The organism is Paenibacillus pinistramenti (assembly GCF_005869875.1).
GTDB lineage: Bacteria > Bacillota > Bacilli > Paenibacillales > Paenibacillaceae > Fontibacillus > Fontibacillus pinistramenti.
The window spans coordinates 152,519-169,917 of sequence record NZ_VAWG01000002.1 but is presented as its reverse complement, the minus strand read 5'-3'; the positions used below and the strand labels follow the sequence as shown (position 1 = coordinate 169,917).

Annotated in this window: 13 protein-coding genes; 9 read left to right on the top strand and 4 right to left on the bottom strand. The window is 52.5% G+C overall.

The annotated features are described in order from the left end of the window. The first annotated feature begins 137 nt into the window (after positions 1–137). Positions 138–791 carry a GntR family transcriptional regulator gene (locus tag FCN15_RS03540; protein ID WP_138493574.1) on the top strand — a complete coding sequence of 218 codons (654 nt, stop codon included), beginning with the start codon at positions 138–140 and terminating at the stop codon, positions 789–791. A 30-nt stretch (positions 792–821) separates the two neighbouring features. Next, entirely contained in the window at positions 822–995 is a 174-nt protein-coding gene (locus tag FCN15_RS19270) for a hypothetical protein (protein ID WP_203232074.1), read from the top strand. Positions 996–1,135: 140 nt separating this feature from the next. On the opposite strand, the gene FCN15_RS03535 is transcribed toward FCN15_RS19270, so the two are convergent. The 3 genes from FCN15_RS03535 to FCN15_RS03525 are packed head-to-tail and all read right to left on the bottom strand — an operon-like array spanning position 1,136 to position 5,499. Then, a complete protein-coding gene (locus FCN15_RS03535; protein ID WP_138493573.1) occupies positions 1,136–2,104 on the bottom strand; it encodes a sugar ABC transporter substrate-binding protein in 969 nt (322 codons plus the stop codon). After that, positions 2,105–3,697: a response regulator gene (locus tag FCN15_RS03530; RefSeq protein ID WP_138493572.1), complete on the bottom strand. Its 1,593-nt coding sequence runs from the start codon at positions 3,695–3,697 to the stop codon at positions 2,105–2,107. Next, positions 3,694–5,499: a cache domain-containing sensor histidine kinase gene (locus FCN15_RS03525; RefSeq protein ID WP_138493571.1), complete on the bottom strand. Its 1,806-nt coding sequence runs from the start codon at positions 5,497–5,499 to the stop codon at positions 3,694–3,696. Before FCN15_RS03525 ends, FCN15_RS03530 begins: the two co-directional genes overlap by 4 nt. A gap of 278 nt (positions 5,500–5,777) precedes the next feature. Here FCN15_RS03525 and FCN15_RS03520 point away from each other — a divergent pair, with 278 nt between their 5' ends. From FCN15_RS03520 to FCN15_RS03500, 5 genes are all read left to right on the top strand, one after another. Next, positions 5,778–6,812: an ABC transporter substrate-binding protein gene (locus FCN15_RS03520; protein ID WP_162515279.1), complete on the top strand. Its 1,035-nt coding sequence runs from the start codon at positions 5,778–5,780 to the stop codon at positions 6,810–6,812. A gap of 72 nt (positions 6,813–6,884) precedes the next feature. Further along, positions 6,885–8,396 (top strand): sugar ABC transporter ATP-binding protein, encoded by a 1,512-nt coding sequence (locus FCN15_RS03515; RefSeq protein WP_138493570.1) that lies wholly within the window; start codon positions 6,885–6,887, stop codon positions 8,394–8,396. A 5-nt stretch (positions 8,397–8,401) separates the two neighbouring features. Continuing rightward, the gene (locus tag FCN15_RS03510; protein ID WP_138493569.1) at positions 8,402–9,442 is read left to right on the top strand and encodes an ABC transporter permease; all 1,041 of its coding nucleotides are present in this window, start codon (positions 8,402–8,404) and stop codon (positions 9,440–9,442) included. Beyond that, positions 9,432–10,400 carry a galactofuranose ABC transporter, permease protein YjfF gene (yjfF, locus tag FCN15_RS03505; RefSeq protein WP_138493568.1) on the top strand — a complete coding sequence of 323 codons (969 nt, stop codon included), beginning with the start codon at positions 9,432–9,434 and terminating at the stop codon, positions 10,398–10,400. Before FCN15_RS03510 ends, yjfF begins: the two co-directional genes overlap by 11 nt. A gap of 135 nt (positions 10,401–10,535) precedes the next feature. After that, entirely contained in the window at positions 10,536–11,624 is a 1,089-nt protein-coding gene (locus FCN15_RS03500) for an ABC transporter substrate-binding protein (protein ID WP_238996491.1), read from the top strand. Positions 11,625–12,061: 437 nt separating this feature from the next. Here FCN15_RS03500 and hcp read toward each other — a convergent pair whose 3' ends face one another. Further along, positions 12,062–13,750: a hydroxylamine reductase gene (gene hcp / locus FCN15_RS03490; RefSeq protein WP_238996490.1), complete on the bottom strand. Its 1,689-nt coding sequence runs from the start codon at positions 13,748–13,750 to the stop codon at positions 12,062–12,064. A 252-nt stretch (positions 13,751–14,002) separates the two neighbouring features. On the opposite strand from hcp, the gene FCN15_RS03485 reads away from it, so the two are divergent. Next, on the top strand, positions 14,003–15,025 hold the full coding sequence (locus tag FCN15_RS03485; protein WP_138493567.1) for a 2-oxoacid:acceptor oxidoreductase family protein: 1,023 nt from the start codon (positions 14,003–14,005) through the stop codon (positions 15,023–15,025). Next, complete coding sequence (locus FCN15_RS03480) at positions 15,022–17,322, top strand: thiamine pyrophosphate-dependent enzyme (RefSeq protein WP_138493566.1); 2,301 nt, start codon at positions 15,022–15,024, stop codon at positions 17,320–17,322. Before FCN15_RS03485 ends, FCN15_RS03480 begins: the two co-directional genes overlap by 4 nt. Positions 17,323–17,399 lie beyond the last annotated feature (77 nt).

The following is a 17,399-nucleotide window of genomic DNA, read 5'->3' as shown; positions in this document are numbered from 1 at the left end:
AATTATAGAATCCATTTGTTTGCTGCCGGTTAACCGTATATTAAACGTCAGTTAAGATTCCGGCCTTGCTTGCAAGGAAGGACGGCTCATTTTACAATTTATTTATCTAAACTTGGTAGAATGGGGAATTGACGCCGATGACAATGACAACCTCCTCCTTGTCCGATCAGATCTATGCGGGGATGAAGCGGAAGCTCGCGCAGGGGGATTACCTGCCGGGCATGCTGCTGTCTGAGAACGAGCTTGCGGCCGAGTTCGGCATGAGCCGGACGCCGGTGCGCGCGGCGTTGTCCCGTCTGGAGAGCGACGGCTATGTTGTCTCTTTGAAGAACCGCGGCATCCTGATCAAAGAATTATCCGGCAAGGAAATTCTGGACATGTTCGAAGTGATCTCGTCCCTGCAGGTCTTTATCATGGAGGCTGCGTCTCTGGGATTCGTGACCCTCGATCTGCAGGCTTTGGAACGAGTGCTGAAAGCTCAAATCGAAGCGACGGAAGAGAAGGATTATCCAGCGTACACGGGGCATTCCTTGGAGTTTACCCGACTGCTGATCGAGGCTGCGCACAATGAGGCCATGCTGGCAATGATCGACGGCTACAAGGAAAAATTAATGTGGGCCGCTGTCGTGAATTACAAGCGCACGCCCCTGCATAAGCATTATTCCGGAACTGACGTAAATACGCTGCTGTTTGAAGCGCTGCAGGCCGGCGACTACGCATTGGCTAAACGCCGGATTTTGGAGGGCTGGGCCGCCATCCGGCAAAGGGCTTTTTCCGGGATGATCGTTTGATAATTTAGAAGGGATTGAAAGGGTGGGAACATGCAAAAAGGATTAAAACTGCAAGGCTCGGTATTTGCTGCAGAGGGCGATCTTGACAGCGACGATTTCTGGGATAAATTTATCGACTTTCTTGAGGAGAACGGCTGGGAATTTGGAGGAAGTTCGCATCCTATTAATGAAGAAGGGAACAGGATAAAGGATAATCCCTCTTAAAGGAGAACACATTTTGCCGAGTGACTAGAAAAATCATTACGTGACCTTTAACCATAATAAGTCATGGATCACGCAGTTTGATAGAACAAAAATGAAGGGCGGTTCCGATAAGGAATGCCCTTTATTTTTCGTTAATTCAACTATTCCGTAATTTCCGTAATTTCAGTATTAATAAACTCCGGCATCGTTTTATCTTGAACCAAATTGTGCAGGGTGTTGATGACAGCTTGGCCCCAGTTCTGCTCGTTCTGGGAGATGACGCTGGTGATCTGGCCGTTTGCGATGGATTGACTGACATAGGGGGTAAGACCAAGCGAGACATTATAGCGATTGAGCCCTTTAGCCTTCCAGACCAGAACAGAGCTTGAGCTCGATACGTAATCCAAGTTGATCAGCGCACTGAAATGGGGGTGAGCCGTAATCATCTGTTCCAGCTGCACAATGGCATCTCCTTCGCTGCCATCATTATGCCGGACATCAAGTATGTCTATGCCGGTGTGCTCAGCCACATAATCCTGAAATCCCTGGAGCCGCTGGGTTAATCCCAGCATATGCGGCATCCCGGTTTGGACAAGGACCATGCCCTTGCCGCCAAGCAGCGAGTCTACGGCCTGACCGATCATCGTGCCGGTCTTGTAGTTATCTGCCCCAATGAACGAGTTCCGCTCACTGGATGGTGAATCAGACTCGAAACATACGACAGGAATCCCGCTCGATACCGCTTTGTTAATTACATTAATCAGCGCCTCGGAGTCAATCGGATCAATCGCTATGCCATCAACCTCCTGCTTGATCATCATCTCCACAATCCGGATCTGCTGCTCCAGATTGGCCTCATCCGGTGCCTGAACAATGAGCTTAATGTTTTGGTCGCTGGCTGCGGCTTCGGCATTCTGCGTTACCATTTCGTAAGTGTCGTTCACCATTGGATAGATGATGCCAAACGTTAGCGGGGCTCCGTCATTTGAAGCGTGGGGGAGGGGAGCCGCCTCATTCAGCTGGTGGACGTTTCCTTCATTATCGGGTTTCAGGCTGATACTGAGAATAATGGCAGCTCCCACTATCAACACCGCCAGCTTAACGGCCCGGGCTCGGAATCGGGAAGTCACCTAAATCTGTCCTCCTTTGGCGATAGTCACTGCCGGTTCCCCTGTATGTCCGTGCTTACGGTATTCCATGGGTGTCATGCCGGTCACTTTCTTGAAGAGGTTGGAAAAATAATGCTGATCACTGTAACCTACCTGGTAAGCAATCTCGAACGTTTTGCAGCGCGTAGTTTTAAGCAGTTCTTTTGCCCTGCCGATCCGTGCGGCTGTTAAGTACTCCGTCATCGTCTGCCCGGTTTCTTGACTGAAGACTTTGCTGAGATGGCTGGAGCTGACCCCGATCTGTTTGGCAATTTCATGAAGGGAGAGCTGGTCATCATGATAATTTTCCCGGATATACAGTCTGACTCTCTCGATTAACTCTCCATATTTGTCAGATCCCTCAGACCGCCATACCCAAAGCTGCTCCAAAACCTCAAGCCAATAATCCAGACACTCCTCAACATTTGAAATTCTCCGGATCTTCTTCTGCAGCTCCTGAATCAATTCCGCCTGATTGCCATCTGAACGAAAGGTCCGCTTGGCCGTCTGGACCAGTTCGAGTGTAATGTCGTTAATCAGATAGTAGGCATACATGGAATTCCAGCTTACCTTGTGAAGTCCGGCAGCAAACTGGCGGATAAAGCCGGGAGCCTCCTGAGGAGTGCCGAGCTTGAGGAAATCAATCAACCGATTACGGTCGAGCAGCACGCTGTCTGGAGAGTGGTCGATCGAGGCCTGGATTAATGCCTCTTTGTTCTGCCTCGCCAGCATCTTTAGCATTCGTTCGTTCTCGGCTTCCTGGAAGGACAGATGAATCCCCTGAAGACGTTCGTGGATACCTCCGCGGCTTACAGACAGCTGCAGGCCGAAAGGGGGAGCTGTCTGCTCCAGCCCCGAGATCAGCATTTCGATTTTGGCAGCGATTTGATCCGGATGGCTGTCCTTTAGAAGGACTACCGTTTCGGTGCGGCTTCTCCTGAAATGAGACAGCTCGGGATACCGGGTCAGTTCATTTGCCAGTAACAGCTCGGCTGCCTGAACCTGAGACTGGGCAATTTCGGATTCGTTCAAAGCTGAGGGAACAACAGACAGAATTAAGGCCGCATAATAAGGAGCCATAAGCTGCAGACCCAGCTGAGCCGCCGCCTCGACAGCAGCCCCGGTGCCAATCAGCCCGCCGCAAAGATCCGCATACAGTTTATCCGGGGTGAAGGTGTTCTTTTGTTTCCTTCGGTGCTCTTCATCCATTTTGGCGCTGACCGTCTTCAGCATCTGAATCAGTTCTGCTGCGCTGACCGGCTTGAGGCAATAATCCTCAACGCCGAGCCGGAGTGCCGTCTGGGCATAATGAAAATCATCATGGCCGCTCAGAACGATGATTCTGATATCCGGATATTTCTGCCTGACAATGGAAGTCAGTTCAAGACCGTTCATGAAGGGCATTTTAATATCTGTAATCAGAATGTCGGGCGCTTGTTCTTCGATAAGCGGGAGTGCGAGCTCTCCATCGGGAGCATCGCCTGAGTACAAGAAGCCCTCCTTGCCCCAATCAATCGAATCCCGGATGCTCTCCCGGATCAGTATTTCATCATCGACGAGCACAACCTTCTTCATGGCGAATTCCTCCTGTTCTTAGGGATCCGTACAGAGATTGTCGTACCGGAACCTGCAGTGCTTTCCAAGCGGACTCCATATTCACTGCCAAAATAAAGCTGCAGCCGCTGATGCACATTCTGCAGCCCGAAACCGCCTCCCTGAGCTTCCTCTTCCTGAGACTGGATCGGCTGCATGATCTGATGCCTAAGCAAGGCCAGCCGGTCTTCTGAAATGCCTATACCGTTGTCCGTAACGGTAAGAATAACGGCCGAGGCTTCCGCATATCCGCTAATGACGATTAAACCTCTGCCTCTTTTATTTTTAATTCCGTGGTATAGGGCATTTTCTATTAGGGGCTGAAGCGTCATATTCAGAATCGGATATTCCATGAGCTCAGGATCGACTTCAATGCGGTATTCCAGAATATCCCGGTAGCGCATCTGCTGGATGACAAGGTAGCTTTGGGCATGAGCCAATTCCGTGCGGATCATCACCCAGTCCCGTCCTTTGTTTAAGCTGATCCGGAACAAATCTGACAGCGCTTTCACGATTTGAATGACACCCTCGCTCTTGCCTGCTTCAGCCATCCATATAATGGAGTCAAGCGTGTTGTAGAGGAAGTGCGGATTAATTTGGGCTTGAAGCGTGCGCAGCTCCGCCTTTTGCAGCTGCTGCTGTTTCCTTATGCTTTGCTCCAGCAGCTCTTTAATTTTCTCAACCATGATGTTGAAGCTCTGGCCCAAATCCGCAATTTCATCCGTCCCGACCGGCTTGACCTTGGCCTCAAGATAACCGCCGGCGGTAAGCCTCATTTTATGCTGCAGCAGCTGGATCGGGCGGGTAAGCCGCTTGGTGAGCAGATAATGAAGCGTAATCGCAAATACGATGCTGAGCACCACGCTTACAATGATCAGCTGCCTGATGCTGCTCGCTTCGGCCACAATCTCCTGCAGCGGAGCCATTCCGATAATCGTCCAGCCGGTGGCAAGAGAGGCGGTGTGGACAATGAATTTGGGCTGCCCGTGTGTCTTCAGAACGAATCCGTCCTCCCCGGACGGGCCGGAAGAGGGGAGCGCAGTCTTTCGAATGATGCTCAGGTCATCGCTGTCAATGGGCGGGACATAGATCGCGCTGCCGTTCTGGTCAAGGATGTAGAAGAAGCCTGTCTTGCCGATCTTGACCTGATCGCAGAACGTTTTTATAAAAGCATCATCCAGATCAATCGTAATAAAGCCTATGACTTCATGGGTAATCTGCTGCTTGACGGCGGCCATAATCGAAATGACACCCCGGTCTTCATAGGTGAACCCGTCGATCTGATCCAGACTGGTAATCAGCGCAGGCGGAATCCGAAGTACAGAGTCAGGGTTCTGGGCGAGTGTCTGAAAGTGCTGGTTCCGCAAAGGATTGATTTGGGTCTGAAAAATCCCTCTGCGTTCGCTGATTCCTTTACCATAAATATTAATAAGGCTGATGTTGAGCACGTTCTCATATTTGTATGTGTCCCTGTAAAGAGCGAAAGTCCGGAGAATGTCTTTGGCATCCTCGTAAGTCTCAGACTGCGAGATGAGAAAATGAATAACCACGGGGTTCTTGCTTAACTCGAGGAGCCTCTCGGTATCTTTAAACAGATTATCGATATTCGTTCCAAGCATATCCGCCTGGAGCATGCTGGAGGCTTTAGCGTGGCTGGACACCGAATTGTAGGATTTCTGATAGGAAATGACTCCCACAGTCATCAGCGGTATGGTGGTGAGTACAATAAACAAGGCCAGCAGCTTAGCCCTCAGACTGGACGAAATCCAGCGCTTGATCCTCATCAGCATGTTCCTCTCATGACTAATATGGTTCCCTTACGATGGGTCGTGCAGCTTCTAGTTTAAACCAACCAGGGCCTATTCGGAAGCTAAAAAAGAAAGCGCAGCCAAAATTCACACTTTTTAATTAAAAAAGTACACCAAAGAAACCGGAGCTGCGCCAAAATCCAAAAAAATAGAATACAAACGCCAAAGACTCCCCATGTAAAGTTATTTTGTAAGCGTTTTATAATGAGGCAACACCAGGCGATGGTGATTGATAAAGGGGAGGACAACAGGACATGAAGAGATTTGGAAGAATGGGTGCAGTGCTCATGGTAGCTTTGTCCATGATGATGGTTGCAGCTTGCGGCGGTAACAACAGCGGAGGAGGGGCTTCAGCAGGAGACAGCAGTGCCCCGTCGGAGAGCGCTGGGAATTCCGCAGCGGCGCCTGCCAAGAGCATCACCCTCGGCTTCTCGCAGGTAGGGGCAGAAAGCGGCTGGCGGACCGCGAATACGAAATCGATCCAGGATTCGGCGAAGGATGCCGGCTTTACTCTGAAATTCTCGGATGCGCAGCAGAAACAAGAGAATCAGATCAAGGCGATCCGCTCCTTCATTCAGCAGAAAGTGGATGTCATTGCTTTCTCGCCGGTTGTGGAATCCGGATGGGATACGGTGCTTAAAGAAGCTAAGGACGCAGGCATTCCGGTAGTGCTGACTGACCGTGCCGTCGACTCGAAGGACACCTCGCTCTATGTGACGTTCCTCGGTTCCGACTTTGTGGAAGAAGGCAAGAAAGCCGGTCAATGGCTGATGGACCAGTACAAGGATACATCCGAAGACGTCAATATTGTCGAACTGCAGGGAACAACAGGTTCTGCTCCGGCTAATGACCGGATGAAGGGATTCAAGGATGCCATCTCCAGCAATTCTCATCTGAAGATTATCGCTTCCCAGACCGGGGATTTCACGCGGGCCAAAGGGAAAGAAGTCATGCAGGCTTTCCTGAAAGCCCACAAGGATATTGATGTTCTTTATGCGCATAACGACGACATGGCACTGGGCGCCATTCAGGCAATCGAAGCTGCCGGACTGAAACCTGGAGTAGACATCAAGATCATATCTGTAGATGCGGTTAAGGACGGCATGCAGGCGGCCAGTGAAGGGAAAATCAACTTCATCGTTGAGTGTAACCCGCTGCTGGGACCTCAGCTCATGAAGGTGGTTCAGGATGTTGTCGACGGCAAAACGGTCGAGACCCGTATTGTGACCGAAGAAACCACGTTTACTTCCGAGCAGGCCAAGGAAGCCCTGCCGAACCGTCAATATTAAGGGACACCGCCGCTCTGCAGGCGGGGTTAGGCTGCGGAGCGGTTTCATTTACAACAAGGAGTGGATGATGATATGAGCGATGCAGCGCCCATTCTGCAAATGACCCGCATCCATAAACGGTTTCCGGGAGTTAAAGCGCTTAGTGATGTTCGCCTCCGCCTCTATCCAGGAGAGGTGCACGCGCTTATGGGAGAGAACGGCGCGGGCAAATCAACCTTGATCAAGGTGCTGACCGGCGTGTACTCCGTTGATGAGGGAACGGTTGAACTGGAAGGGGTCCCCATCACGGTGCACAGTCCGCTGGAAGCACAAGCGGCCGGGATCAGCACGGTGTATCAGGAAGTCAATCTGTGCACCAATCTGACGGTGGCAGAGAATATTTTTATCGGAAGAGAACCCCGCAGGCTGGGCCGGATCCTGTGGAAAGAAATGAACCGCCGGGCGGAAGAGCTGCTGAAGGACCGCCTGAATCTGAATATAGACGTGACGCAGCCGCTGCACATGTACTCCGTTGCAGTCCAGCAGCTTATTGCGATCGCCAGAGCACTCAATATTTCCTCGAAGGTGCTGATTCTGGACGAACCAACCTCCAGCCTGGACAAAAATGAAGTCGACCAGCTGTTCCAGGTCGTAAGGAAGCTGAAGAGTGAAGGGCTTGCCATTCTGTTCGTTACTCATTTTCTGGACCAGATGTATGAAATCTCCGACCGGGTGACCATCTTGAGAAACGGGGAATTTGCAGGCGAATATCTGGCAAAAGATTTATCCAGACTGGAGCTCGTCCAGAAAATGATCGGCAAGGACCTCAATATGCTGGAGGAGCTGCCTGTCCTCTCAGAAGGGAAGCTGGACACAGCAGGGGAGGAGCTCGTCAAAGCGGCAGGCCTTGGCCGGAAGGGAGCAATCGAGCCGTTTGATCTCTCTATCCGGAAGGGGGAAGTGGTTGGTCTTGCAGGCCTGTTGGGATCCGGCCGGACTGAAATTGCGCGGCTGCTGTTTGGAGCAGATAAGCCGGACACCGGCAAGCTGACCCTGGGTGGCGGCAGGGGAACCATACATTCGCCGCGTGATGCCATTCAGCAGCGAATTGCATTTTGTTCTGAGAACAGAAAGACGGAAGGCATTATCGGAGACCTTACGATCCGGGAAAATATGATCCTTGCCCTCCAGGCCAAACAAGGCTTGTTCAAGACCATTCCCCGGAAGCGCCAGGAAGAAATTGCGGATCAGTATATCCGGCTGCTCAATATTAATCCGCCCAATCCCGAACAGCTGATCAGGAATTTAAGCGGGGGGAACCAGCAGAAGGTGCTGCTCGCCAGATGGCTGCTCACAGAGCCGGATTTGTTCATTCTGGACGAACCGACCCGCGGGATCGATATCGGAGCGAAAGCCGAAATTCAGAAGCTGGTGCTGTCGCTGTCACACCAGGGAATGTCGTTTGTGTTTATTTCCTCCGAGCTGGAAGAGGTGCTGCGGGTCAGCGACAAAATCGCAGTGCTGCGCGACCGGCACAAGGTGAAGGAAATATCAGACAAGGATATGAGCCAGCATACTATCATGCAGGCGATAGCGGGGAGCTGAGATTTATGAAGTCCATATACAAGCATCATCTGTTCTGGCCGCTGTGCGTACTGGCTGCACTGCTGCTGTTCAATCTGTTTTATTCGCCTGATTTCTTCTCCATTACGTTCCGGGACGGGCATTTATACGGCAGTCTGATCGATATTCTCAACTTTGGCTCCCCTTTGATTCTGGTGGCGATCGGGATGACGCTCGTGGTAGCCACAAGCGGGATTGATTTGTCCGTCGGATCAATTGTGGCTATATCGGGTGCGGTGGCCTGCCTTTCTATCAGCAAAGCCTCGGATCAGAATATGCTGTCCTTGATTCTGCTGTCGGTCCTGATGGCCATCGTGCTGTCTCTTCTCCTGGGAGTATGGAATGGGCTGCTGGTGTCAGCCGCCGGCATTCAGCCGATTATTGCCACGCTGATTCTGATGGTGGCGGGGCGCGGAATAGCCCAGCTCATCACCGGCGGTCAGATTATTACAGTGACGAGTGACAAATATGCCTATATCGGCTCAGGTTCATTGGCGGCTTTGCCGTTCTCCATCTTCGTAGTCGCAGCCGTTCTAATTGCGGTAACGCTGGTTACCCGCAAAACAGCACTTGGGCTGTTCATTGAATCAGTCGGCTGCAACCCGGCAGCAAGTCTGATGTCGGGCATACGTGCCAAATGGGTCTTAATATCTGTATATATGTTCTGCGGATTGTGCGCCGGCATCGCCGGATTGCTGCTGAGTTCAAACGTATCCAGCGCAGATGGCAACAATGCCGGACTATGGTATGAGCTCGACGCCATCCTGGCAGTCGTGATCGGGGGAACCTCGTTAAACGGCGGGCGGTTCTATCTGCTCGGAACCGTTGTCGGCGCCTTGATCATCCAGACGATGACCACAACGATCTACATGATCGGCGTCCCGCCGGAGATTACGCTGGTTGTCAAAGCCTTCGTCGTGCTTGCGGTATGCTTGGTTCAGTCGTCTGCCTTCCGGGCCGCTATAGCTTCGCGCTGGAAGACGCGGCATTATCCAGGAGAGAAGGAGATTACGCGCCATGTTTCTTAAACACAAGTATGTTCCGATTCTAGTAACGATTACGCTGTTTCTGGCCATGTTTGCAGCGGGTTCTTTCCTTTATACCGGGTTCTTCTCGCTGCAGGTGCTGATGAACCTTTTCGTAGATAATGCCTTTCTGCTCATCACTGCTATCGGCATGTCCTTTGTCATCCTGTCCGGCGGTATTGATTTGTCTGTCGGCTCGATGATTGCGCTTACTACAATGGTGTCCGCAAGCCTAGTTCAGCAGCAGGGATGGTCTCCTGCGGTCGTTATCCCTCTTGTGCTTCTGATGGGAGCCGTGTTTGGATCCGGGATGGGAGCCATGATCCACTATTTTAAAATTCAGCCGTTTATCGTGACCTTGGCAGGAATGTTTCTGGCCCGCGGATTCTGCTATGTGATCAGCATTGATACGATTACAATCGATAATGCGTTCTATACGAATGTGGCTCAAACCAAGATCACACTCCCGGGAGGAAGCTTTATCTCCATAAGCGCCATTATAGCTTTAGCAGTCGCAGCTGCCGCCATCTTCATCGCGCATTATACCCGGTTTGGCCGCAATGTGTACGCACTTGGAGGGAATGAACATTCAGCGCTCCTTATGGGGCTTCCGGTTGCGCGCACCAAAATCCTGGTCTACACATTCAGCGGATTCTGCTCGGCATTGGCCGGAGTTGTGTTCACGTTCTATATGCTGTCCGGATACGGGCTGCATGCAGTCGGTTTTGAGCTGGATACCATTGCTGCAGTTGTCATTGGCGGTACCTTGCTTACCGGAGGAGTGGGTTATGTCCTCGGAACCTTTTTCGGTGTGCTGATTCAAGGCGTGATCCAAACGATCATCAGCTTTAACGGGACACTCAGCTCCTGGTGGACAAAAATTGTTATCGGCCTGCTGCTCTTCACCTTTATCCTTTTCCAGCGGGTGCTGAGCGCAAGACGTTCTGTTTTGAAGCAATAGCAGCAGAAATAACGGTAAGAGTAACAGTTGCCATTTCCATAAAAAGGTTGTTACAATACTCTCGGGAATCCGATAAATTGGACTCCCGATATTTTTATTTCTCTATGTAACCGTTATCATGATGGGGGGAGTTCATTGAAGCTGGCGAAATGCTTAATTTGCCTATTGATCGTGCTGCTCAGCGGCTGTTTCGATTCAGGAGAGAGGAATGCCGAGCCTGCGGCTAAACCTGCTGAAGGCCCGGTCAACACCAATATCACGGTCAACACCAATACCACGGTCAACACCAATACCACGCTCAATACCAATACTCCCTCGTCAGCGGACCTGCCTTCCGCCAAACCCCTTGTGCTCGGCTTCTCTCAGCTTGGCTCAGAGAGCACCTGGAGAGAGGCAAATACGGAATCCATTCAATCGGCGGCACAGGAGGCAGGCATTACACTGATTATCAAAAATGCTGAGCAATCCCAGCACAAGCAGATCGAAGCCATCCGCTCGTTTATAGAAAGCAAAGTCGATATCATCGCCGTTGCGCCTGTCGTGCAGACCGGCTGGGATGAAATTCTGGAGGAAGCCAAGCAGGCCGGCATCCCCGTCATCATACTTGACCGCTCTATCGCAGTAAAAGATCCGTCCCTATATGTGACCTGCATCGGCTCTGACTTCTTTGAAGAAGGGGTCAAGGCCGCCAAATATATGCTGGACAAAATGCGCCGCCAATCAGGCCTGATCAAAATCGCTGAGCTGCAGGGGACGATCGGATCGACGCCTTCGATTGACCGCGGCCGCGGATTTCGGGATACGATTCAGGGCCGGAATCAGTTTCAAATTACGCTGACCGAGCCGGCGGATTTTACCAAGGAAGGGGGATACAAGGTCATGCAGGAATTTCTAAGCCTTCCTGAAAGCGAGTGGCCGGATGTGCTGTTCTCCCATAATGATGACATGGCGATTGGCGCGGTAACAGCAATTGAAGAGGCAGGGCTGAAGCCGGGTACAGATATTATCATTATTTCTGTTGACGGAACGCGGCGGGCCTTTGAGCAAATGATTGCCGGCAGCATTAATGCGGTCGTCGAATGCAATCCGCTTCTGGGTCCTCTGCTAATGCAGGCTGCCCAGGAAATTATGGCCGGAAGGACCCTTCCTAAACGCATGGTTCCTGCGGAAGATATTTTCACCCAGGAGCTGGCCGCCAAGGAAGTCGGGAACCGGATTTATTAACCTGAAGGCTTATACGGAAGGCTCATGCTGGATGCTCATGCCGAATGCTTACCCGTTCGAGCCGGTTATCTATAATTGTCCACTTTTGTATAGACATTTTGTCATTTTGTGCATCTATGGGAGACATGAAAGACCGCCGATCAGCAGGGCTGACTGGCGGTCTTTCTATTGGCTGTCGTAATCATAGTCAACAAGAAGGTGTTCAGAAAGGCTCTTACACCCGATTGCGCTCCATCCACGCGGCTGGTAACCGCCTTATCGTAAGCGGGCCAGTGCTCCCGGATGACCGGCCACCAAGCCTTCTCCGCATCCCAGTGAACGCTGGTAAGTTTTAGGAGGCAATGTGACTTACGTACAAGCGGCAGCACAAATTGAACTCTTAAACAAAATCAGGGGCCGTCTCATTGGACGGCCCCGTTTAAGTGTTTATAAGTTAATCAAGCACCCAGGAACATTTTCATGTCATCTTCCACAGTGGTAATGCCGCCGATGCCGAAGTTCTCTACGAGCACTTTGGCGACGTTAGGCGAAAGGAAGGCAGGGAGCGTTGGTCCCAGATGAATATTTTTAACGCCGAGATGGAGCAGGGCAAGCAGCACGATTACCGCTTTTTGCTCGTACCAGGCAATGTTGTAGGAAATCGGCAGCTCGTTGATGTCCTCCAGGCCGAAGACTTCCTTCAGCTTCAGGGCAATGACGGCCAGCGAGTAAGAGTCGTTGCACTGACCGGCGTCCAGCACCCGCGGAATTCCGCCGATTTCGCCCAAATCCAGCTTGTTGTATTTGTATTTAGCACAGCCTGCAGTCAGGATAACCGTATCCTGCGGAAGCTGGGCCGCAAAATCAGTGTAATAGTTCCGGGACTTCATCCGTCCGTCGCAGCCGGCCATGACGAAGAAACGGCGGATCGCGCCGGTTTTCACAGCATCGACCACTTGGTCAGCCACGTTCATTACAGCCGCATGAGCGAAGCCGCCGATGATTTCGCCGGTTTCAAGCTCGGTTGGAGGCTGGCAGCCTTTGGCCTGCTCGATCACAGCGGAGAAGTCCTTGGCAGCGCCGTCTTTGCCCTCCGGAATATGGCGGACGCCCGGGAAGCCGGTATTGCCCGTTGTATAAATGCGGTCCTTGTAGCTGTCTCTTGGCGGTACGATGCAGTTGGTCGTCATCAGGATCGGGCCGTTAAACGATTCGAATTCGCTGTTCTGCTTCCACCAGGCATTTCCGTAATTGCCTACAAAATGATCATATTTCTTAAACGCCGGATAGTAGTGGGCTGGCAGCATTTCACTGTGCGTATATACATCCACGCCGGTTCCTTCTGTCTGCTTCAGCAGCTCTTCCAAATCCTTCAGGTCATGGCCGCTGATAAGAATGCCGGGCCGGTTGTGAACCCCGATATTCACCTTCGTAATCTCCGGATTACCGTAAGCTGTGGTATTCGCATTATCAAGCATGGCCATGGCATTCACGCCGTACTTGCCGGTCTCCAGCGTCAAAGCAACCAGATCCTGCACCTCAAGGGTGTCGTCAAGTGTAGCCGCAAGCGCCCGGCGCATGAACCGGTTCAGTTCGGTGTCGTCTTTCTCCAGGTGCAGCGCATGGTACGTATAAGCCGCCATCCCCTTCAAGCCGTAAGTAATCAGCTCACGGAGCGAACGGATGTCTTCGTCACGGGTGGAGAGAACACCGACGGTGCGGGCTTTTTGATCAAATTCAGCCTCGGTATCCGCTTCCCAAACCGCAGCATCAGGCAGATTGGCCGTTCCTTCCGGGAATTGCTCGTTAAAATAAGCGCGGACCTCGCCGCGGAGCGCGATGGCGTCCCGGACTTTTCCTATAAATACCTCGCGGTCAAAGTTAGCATTCGTAATGGTAGCAAACAAAGAGTCCATGATAAACAGCGATACGCGCTGTTCAAGCACTTCCGGCAGCCGGACATCCAGACTCAGATAAGCGATTCCTTTCAGCAGATAGATCAGCAGGTCCTGCAGGTTGGCCACGTCATGCGGCTTGCCGCATACCCCGGCGATGGTGCAGCCTGTTCCTTTGGATGCTTCCTGGCATTGAAAGCAGAACATGGACGGCTGTTGGCTTAAAGTCTGTTCGGTCGCGTTGTTATTCATTCTTGTTCCTCCCGGTTCCTGTGTTCTTGTGTTCTTGTGTTCTTGTCATTAGAGTTCGTTATTATTAAAAAAGTCAGCACAAGTCCGTCTTGCAATTAGACTGTTAGAACGCAGTATAACCCGGTGCAGACGCCGGACTTGTGATTGAAATCACATTTTTAAAGGGCTGTGAGAAATATCACTAACCAGGTTCGTTACTTCTTTTAAACTGGAGTTATTACTCTATAGAACAAGAAGAAATGAGGAGTGAACGTGTCGATTTTACCTCAACAAAATGAACTGGGATTTTACGAGATCCGTCTCGAATCCATCGGCGGGCTTGGTGCCAATTTGGCTGGAAAAATGCTGGCCGAAGCCGGGGTGACCGGCTCAGGACTTAATGGTTCTAACTTCTCAAGCTATGGCTCGGAGAAAAAAGGATCACCGGTGAAGAGCTTCGTAAGGTTCTGCGATTCCCAGGTGGAAATCCGCGATCACAGCCCTATTGAGCAGCCGCATGTTGTCGGTGTTTTTCACGAAGCGTTATATAAGACGATTGATGTTATAAGCGGGCTGCGGCCTGGCGGGACTGTGCTTGTGAATACAGCCCGGGATCTTTATGAAGTTGCCGCGGATTTGAACATGACGCAGGGGACCCTGGCCGCGATTGATGCCCTTCGGATAGCCGTCGAGGAGAAAACCAAAGTCAATACGGCGATGCTTGGCGCCTTGTTCCGGATCTGCAGCTTCCTTAATCCGGACGATATGCGGCAGGTCATCCGCAAAACCTTTGAGAAGAAACTGCCTCACCTTGTAGAAGCGAACCTGCGGACGTTTGACCGGGGCTATAATGAAGTGCAGTTCCTTACGTTAGAAAATCCCGCAGCGCTTATGAGCCAGGCGGCCTTCTCCAGACCGCAGCCGCTTCTCGGCTATGAAACGCAGGAGCCGGGCGGGATTCTGACCGTTACGGCCAACAGCGTGCTGAAGGATCTCAGCGGCTCCCGGCAGGGGTATCTGCCGCAGTATAAAATGGAGGACTGCATACACTGCGCGGCCTGCGATACGGTATGCCCGGACTTCTGTATTGTCTGGGAGCAGAAGCCGGATAAGCGCGGCAACCCGCAGATGTTTATGAAAGGCATCGATTATCAGTACTGCAAAGGCTGCCTGAAATGTGTGGAAGCCTGCCCGACCACAGCGCTGGCCGCCATGCTGGAGGAAGCGCAGTATGCAGAGCAGCACCGGGTGCCGCAGTCATTTCCTTATATAACAGCGGAGGGGGTCAGATCATGAACGTGCAGATCAAGGAAACAACGGAGGAACAAGTACCGGTAATGGCCGCCCAGCAGGCCGTCTTCGAATCGGGCAACGAAATGGCAGCCATGGCAGCTGCCCAAATTAACTATCACATTATGGGGTATTTCCCGATTACGCCATCTACGGAAATCGCCCAATATCTCGATATGATGCGTACGCGCGGCGAGCACGACATCAAACTGATTCCGGCTGACGGCGAGCACGGCTCGGCGGGCATCTGCTACGGCGCAGCCGCTGCCGGCGCGCGGGTATTTAACGCCACCAGCGCGAACGGCTTCCTATATATGATCGAACAGCTTCCTGTGCAGGCAGGCACCCGCTTCCCGATGGTCATGAATCTGGTAACGCGGGCAGTCAGCGGCCCGCTCGATATCCGCGGCGACCATTCGGATCTGTACTACGGCCTGAACACCGGCTGGGTCATTCTGACCGCCCGTTCACCGCAGGCCGTATATGACATGAATATCATGGCGCTGCGCATTGCCGAGCATGAAGACGTTCGTCTGCCGGTCATCGTGGCTTATGACGGCTTCTTCACGTCGCACCAGAAACGCCGGGTGCAGATCTTTACGGACCGGGACACCGTCCGCGACTTTGTAGGCGAACAGCCCGAGTTCCCGCATGTGCTGGACGAGAATAAACCAATCGTCGTCGGTGCTTATATGAACGGCGAGGACCTGATGAACAACCACTTCCAGCAGTCGAACGCCATGTACCGTGCAGGCGAGGTCTTCAAGGAAGTGGCCGAGGAATATGCGGCTTTGTCCGGAAGATCCTATTCGCCGCTTGATCTGTACCGCATGGAAGACGCAGAGGTCGCTTTGTTCCTGCTCAATTCGGCAGCCGAATCCTCTAAGGATGTGGTAGACCGGCTGCGGGCGCAGGGGATCAAAGCGGGCGTAATCAGCCCGAATATCATCCGGCCGTTCCCGGCCAAGGAGATCCGCGAAGCGCTGGCAGGCGTCAAGGCGCTCTTGGTCGGCGAACGCGCCGATTCTTACGGCGCTGAAGGGGCCAATTTGACGCATGAGGTCAAAGCCGCCCTGCAGGAAATCCGCGGCCCGCAGCCGATTGTCCTGTCCCGCATCTTCGGACTTGGCGGGAAAGACTTCTACGCAGATGACGCGGAAGCCTTCTTCGCCCTGACGCTTGAGGCGATGGAGCTGGGCTATGCCAAGGTGCCGTTTGATTACTACGGCCAAACGCCGGGCAATGAAGCGCAGAAGCTGCAGCCGGTCATTGCGCCGATGAATGGAGACAGCTTCAAATCCGGCCTGATCACCGTGAAGGTGGATGAGGCGACCAGCAAGCTGTCCGTGAAGGTGCCGCCGATGCGGGCGCTTGCCGCCAAGCCGAAGCGGTTCGCTTCCGGGCACGGCGCCTGCCCGGGCTGCGGGATTTTTCCAGGGCTGGAGCTCTTCTTCAAGGGGATTGAAGGCAATGTTGTCACGCTGTTCCATACGGGCTGCGCGTATATTACGACAACCGGTTATCCGTACAACTCGCATAAGCAGAGCTTCATTCATAATTTGTTCCAGAACGGACCGGCTACCCTATCCGGCACAGTAGAAGCGTTCCTTGAGCGGAAACGCCGCGGGGAGATCGAGGTTCCCGAGGACTTCACGTTTGTCATGGTGACCGGAGACGGCGGCATGGACATCGGAATGGGCTCGGCCATCGGCACAGCGCTGCGGGGCCATAACCTCATTATTCTGGAGTACGACAATGAAGGTTATATGAACACCGGCGCTCAGCTTTCGTATTCCACGCCATTAGGTCATATGACCAGCACATCCGGCGTCGGCAAACAGCAGCAGGGCAAACCGTTCCACCACAAGGATACAGTGCAGATGATGGCGGCAGCGCATATCCCGTATGTGTTTACAGGGACAGAAGCCTTCCCGCAGGATCTGGTGAAGAAGGCGGCGAAAGCGCAGTGGTACGCCCAAAATGTCGGGACCGTCTACGGCAAGCTGCTCATTACCTGCCCGCTGAACTGGAAGTCCGATGACAAGGAAGGCGAGAACATCGTGCGCGCGGCCGTAAATTCCTGCTTCTTCCCGCTTTATGAAGTGGAGCAGGGACAAACGAACATCACGTATGATCCGGATGGGAAGAACAAACGGGTCGCACTTGGCGACTGGCTGAAATATATGGGCAAATCGAGACACCTGCTGAAGGAAGAGAACAAAGAGCTGCTTGGCGAATTCGAACGCGAAGTCGAGCGGCGCTGGTCCATCCTGAAAGCGAAACACGAGAACCCGCTTCTTTAGGGACCAGGAAGCAGGAAGCAGGGATCAGGGACCGGGAATTAGAGACCAGGAACTAGAGACTTGCGAAATTCCGGTGC

Bases quoted from the DNA above. Each gene is read 5' to 3' on its own strand.
- yjfF (WP_138493568.1), top strand. From the start codon at position 9,432: ATGTTTCTTAAACACAAGTATGTTCCGATTCTAGTAACGATTACGCTG.
- FCN15_RS03520 (WP_162515279.1), top strand. From the start codon at position 5,778: ATGAAGAGATTTGGAAGAATGGGTGCAGTGCTCATGGTAGCTTTGTCC.
- FCN15_RS03515 (WP_138493570.1), top strand. From the start codon at position 6,885: ATGAGCGATGCAGCGCCCATTCTGCAAATGACCCGCATCCATAAACGG.
- FCN15_RS03540 (WP_138493574.1), top strand. From the start codon at position 138: ATGACAATGACAACCTCCTCCTTGTCCGATCAGATCTATGCGGGGATG.
- FCN15_RS03525 (WP_138493571.1), bottom strand. From the start codon at position 5,499: ATGAGGATCAAGCGCTGGATTTCGTCCAGTCTGAGGGCTAAGCTGCTG.
- FCN15_RS03510 (WP_138493569.1), top strand. From the start codon at position 8,402: ATGAAGTCCATATACAAGCATCATCTGTTCTGGCCGCTGTGCGTACTG.
- FCN15_RS03480 (WP_138493566.1), top strand. From the start codon at position 15,022: ATGAACGTGCAGATCAAGGAAACAACGGAGGAACAAGTACCGGTAATG.
- FCN15_RS03530 (WP_138493572.1), bottom strand. From the start codon at position 3,697: ATGAAGAAGGTTGTGCTCGTCGATGATGAAATACTGATCCGGGAGAGC.
- FCN15_RS19270 (WP_203232074.1), top strand. From the start codon at position 822: ATGCAAAAAGGATTAAAACTGCAAGGCTCGGTATTTGCTGCAGAGGGC.
- hcp (WP_238996490.1), bottom strand. From the start codon at position 13,750: ATGAATAACAACGCGACCGAACAGACTTTAAGCCAACAGCCGTCCATG.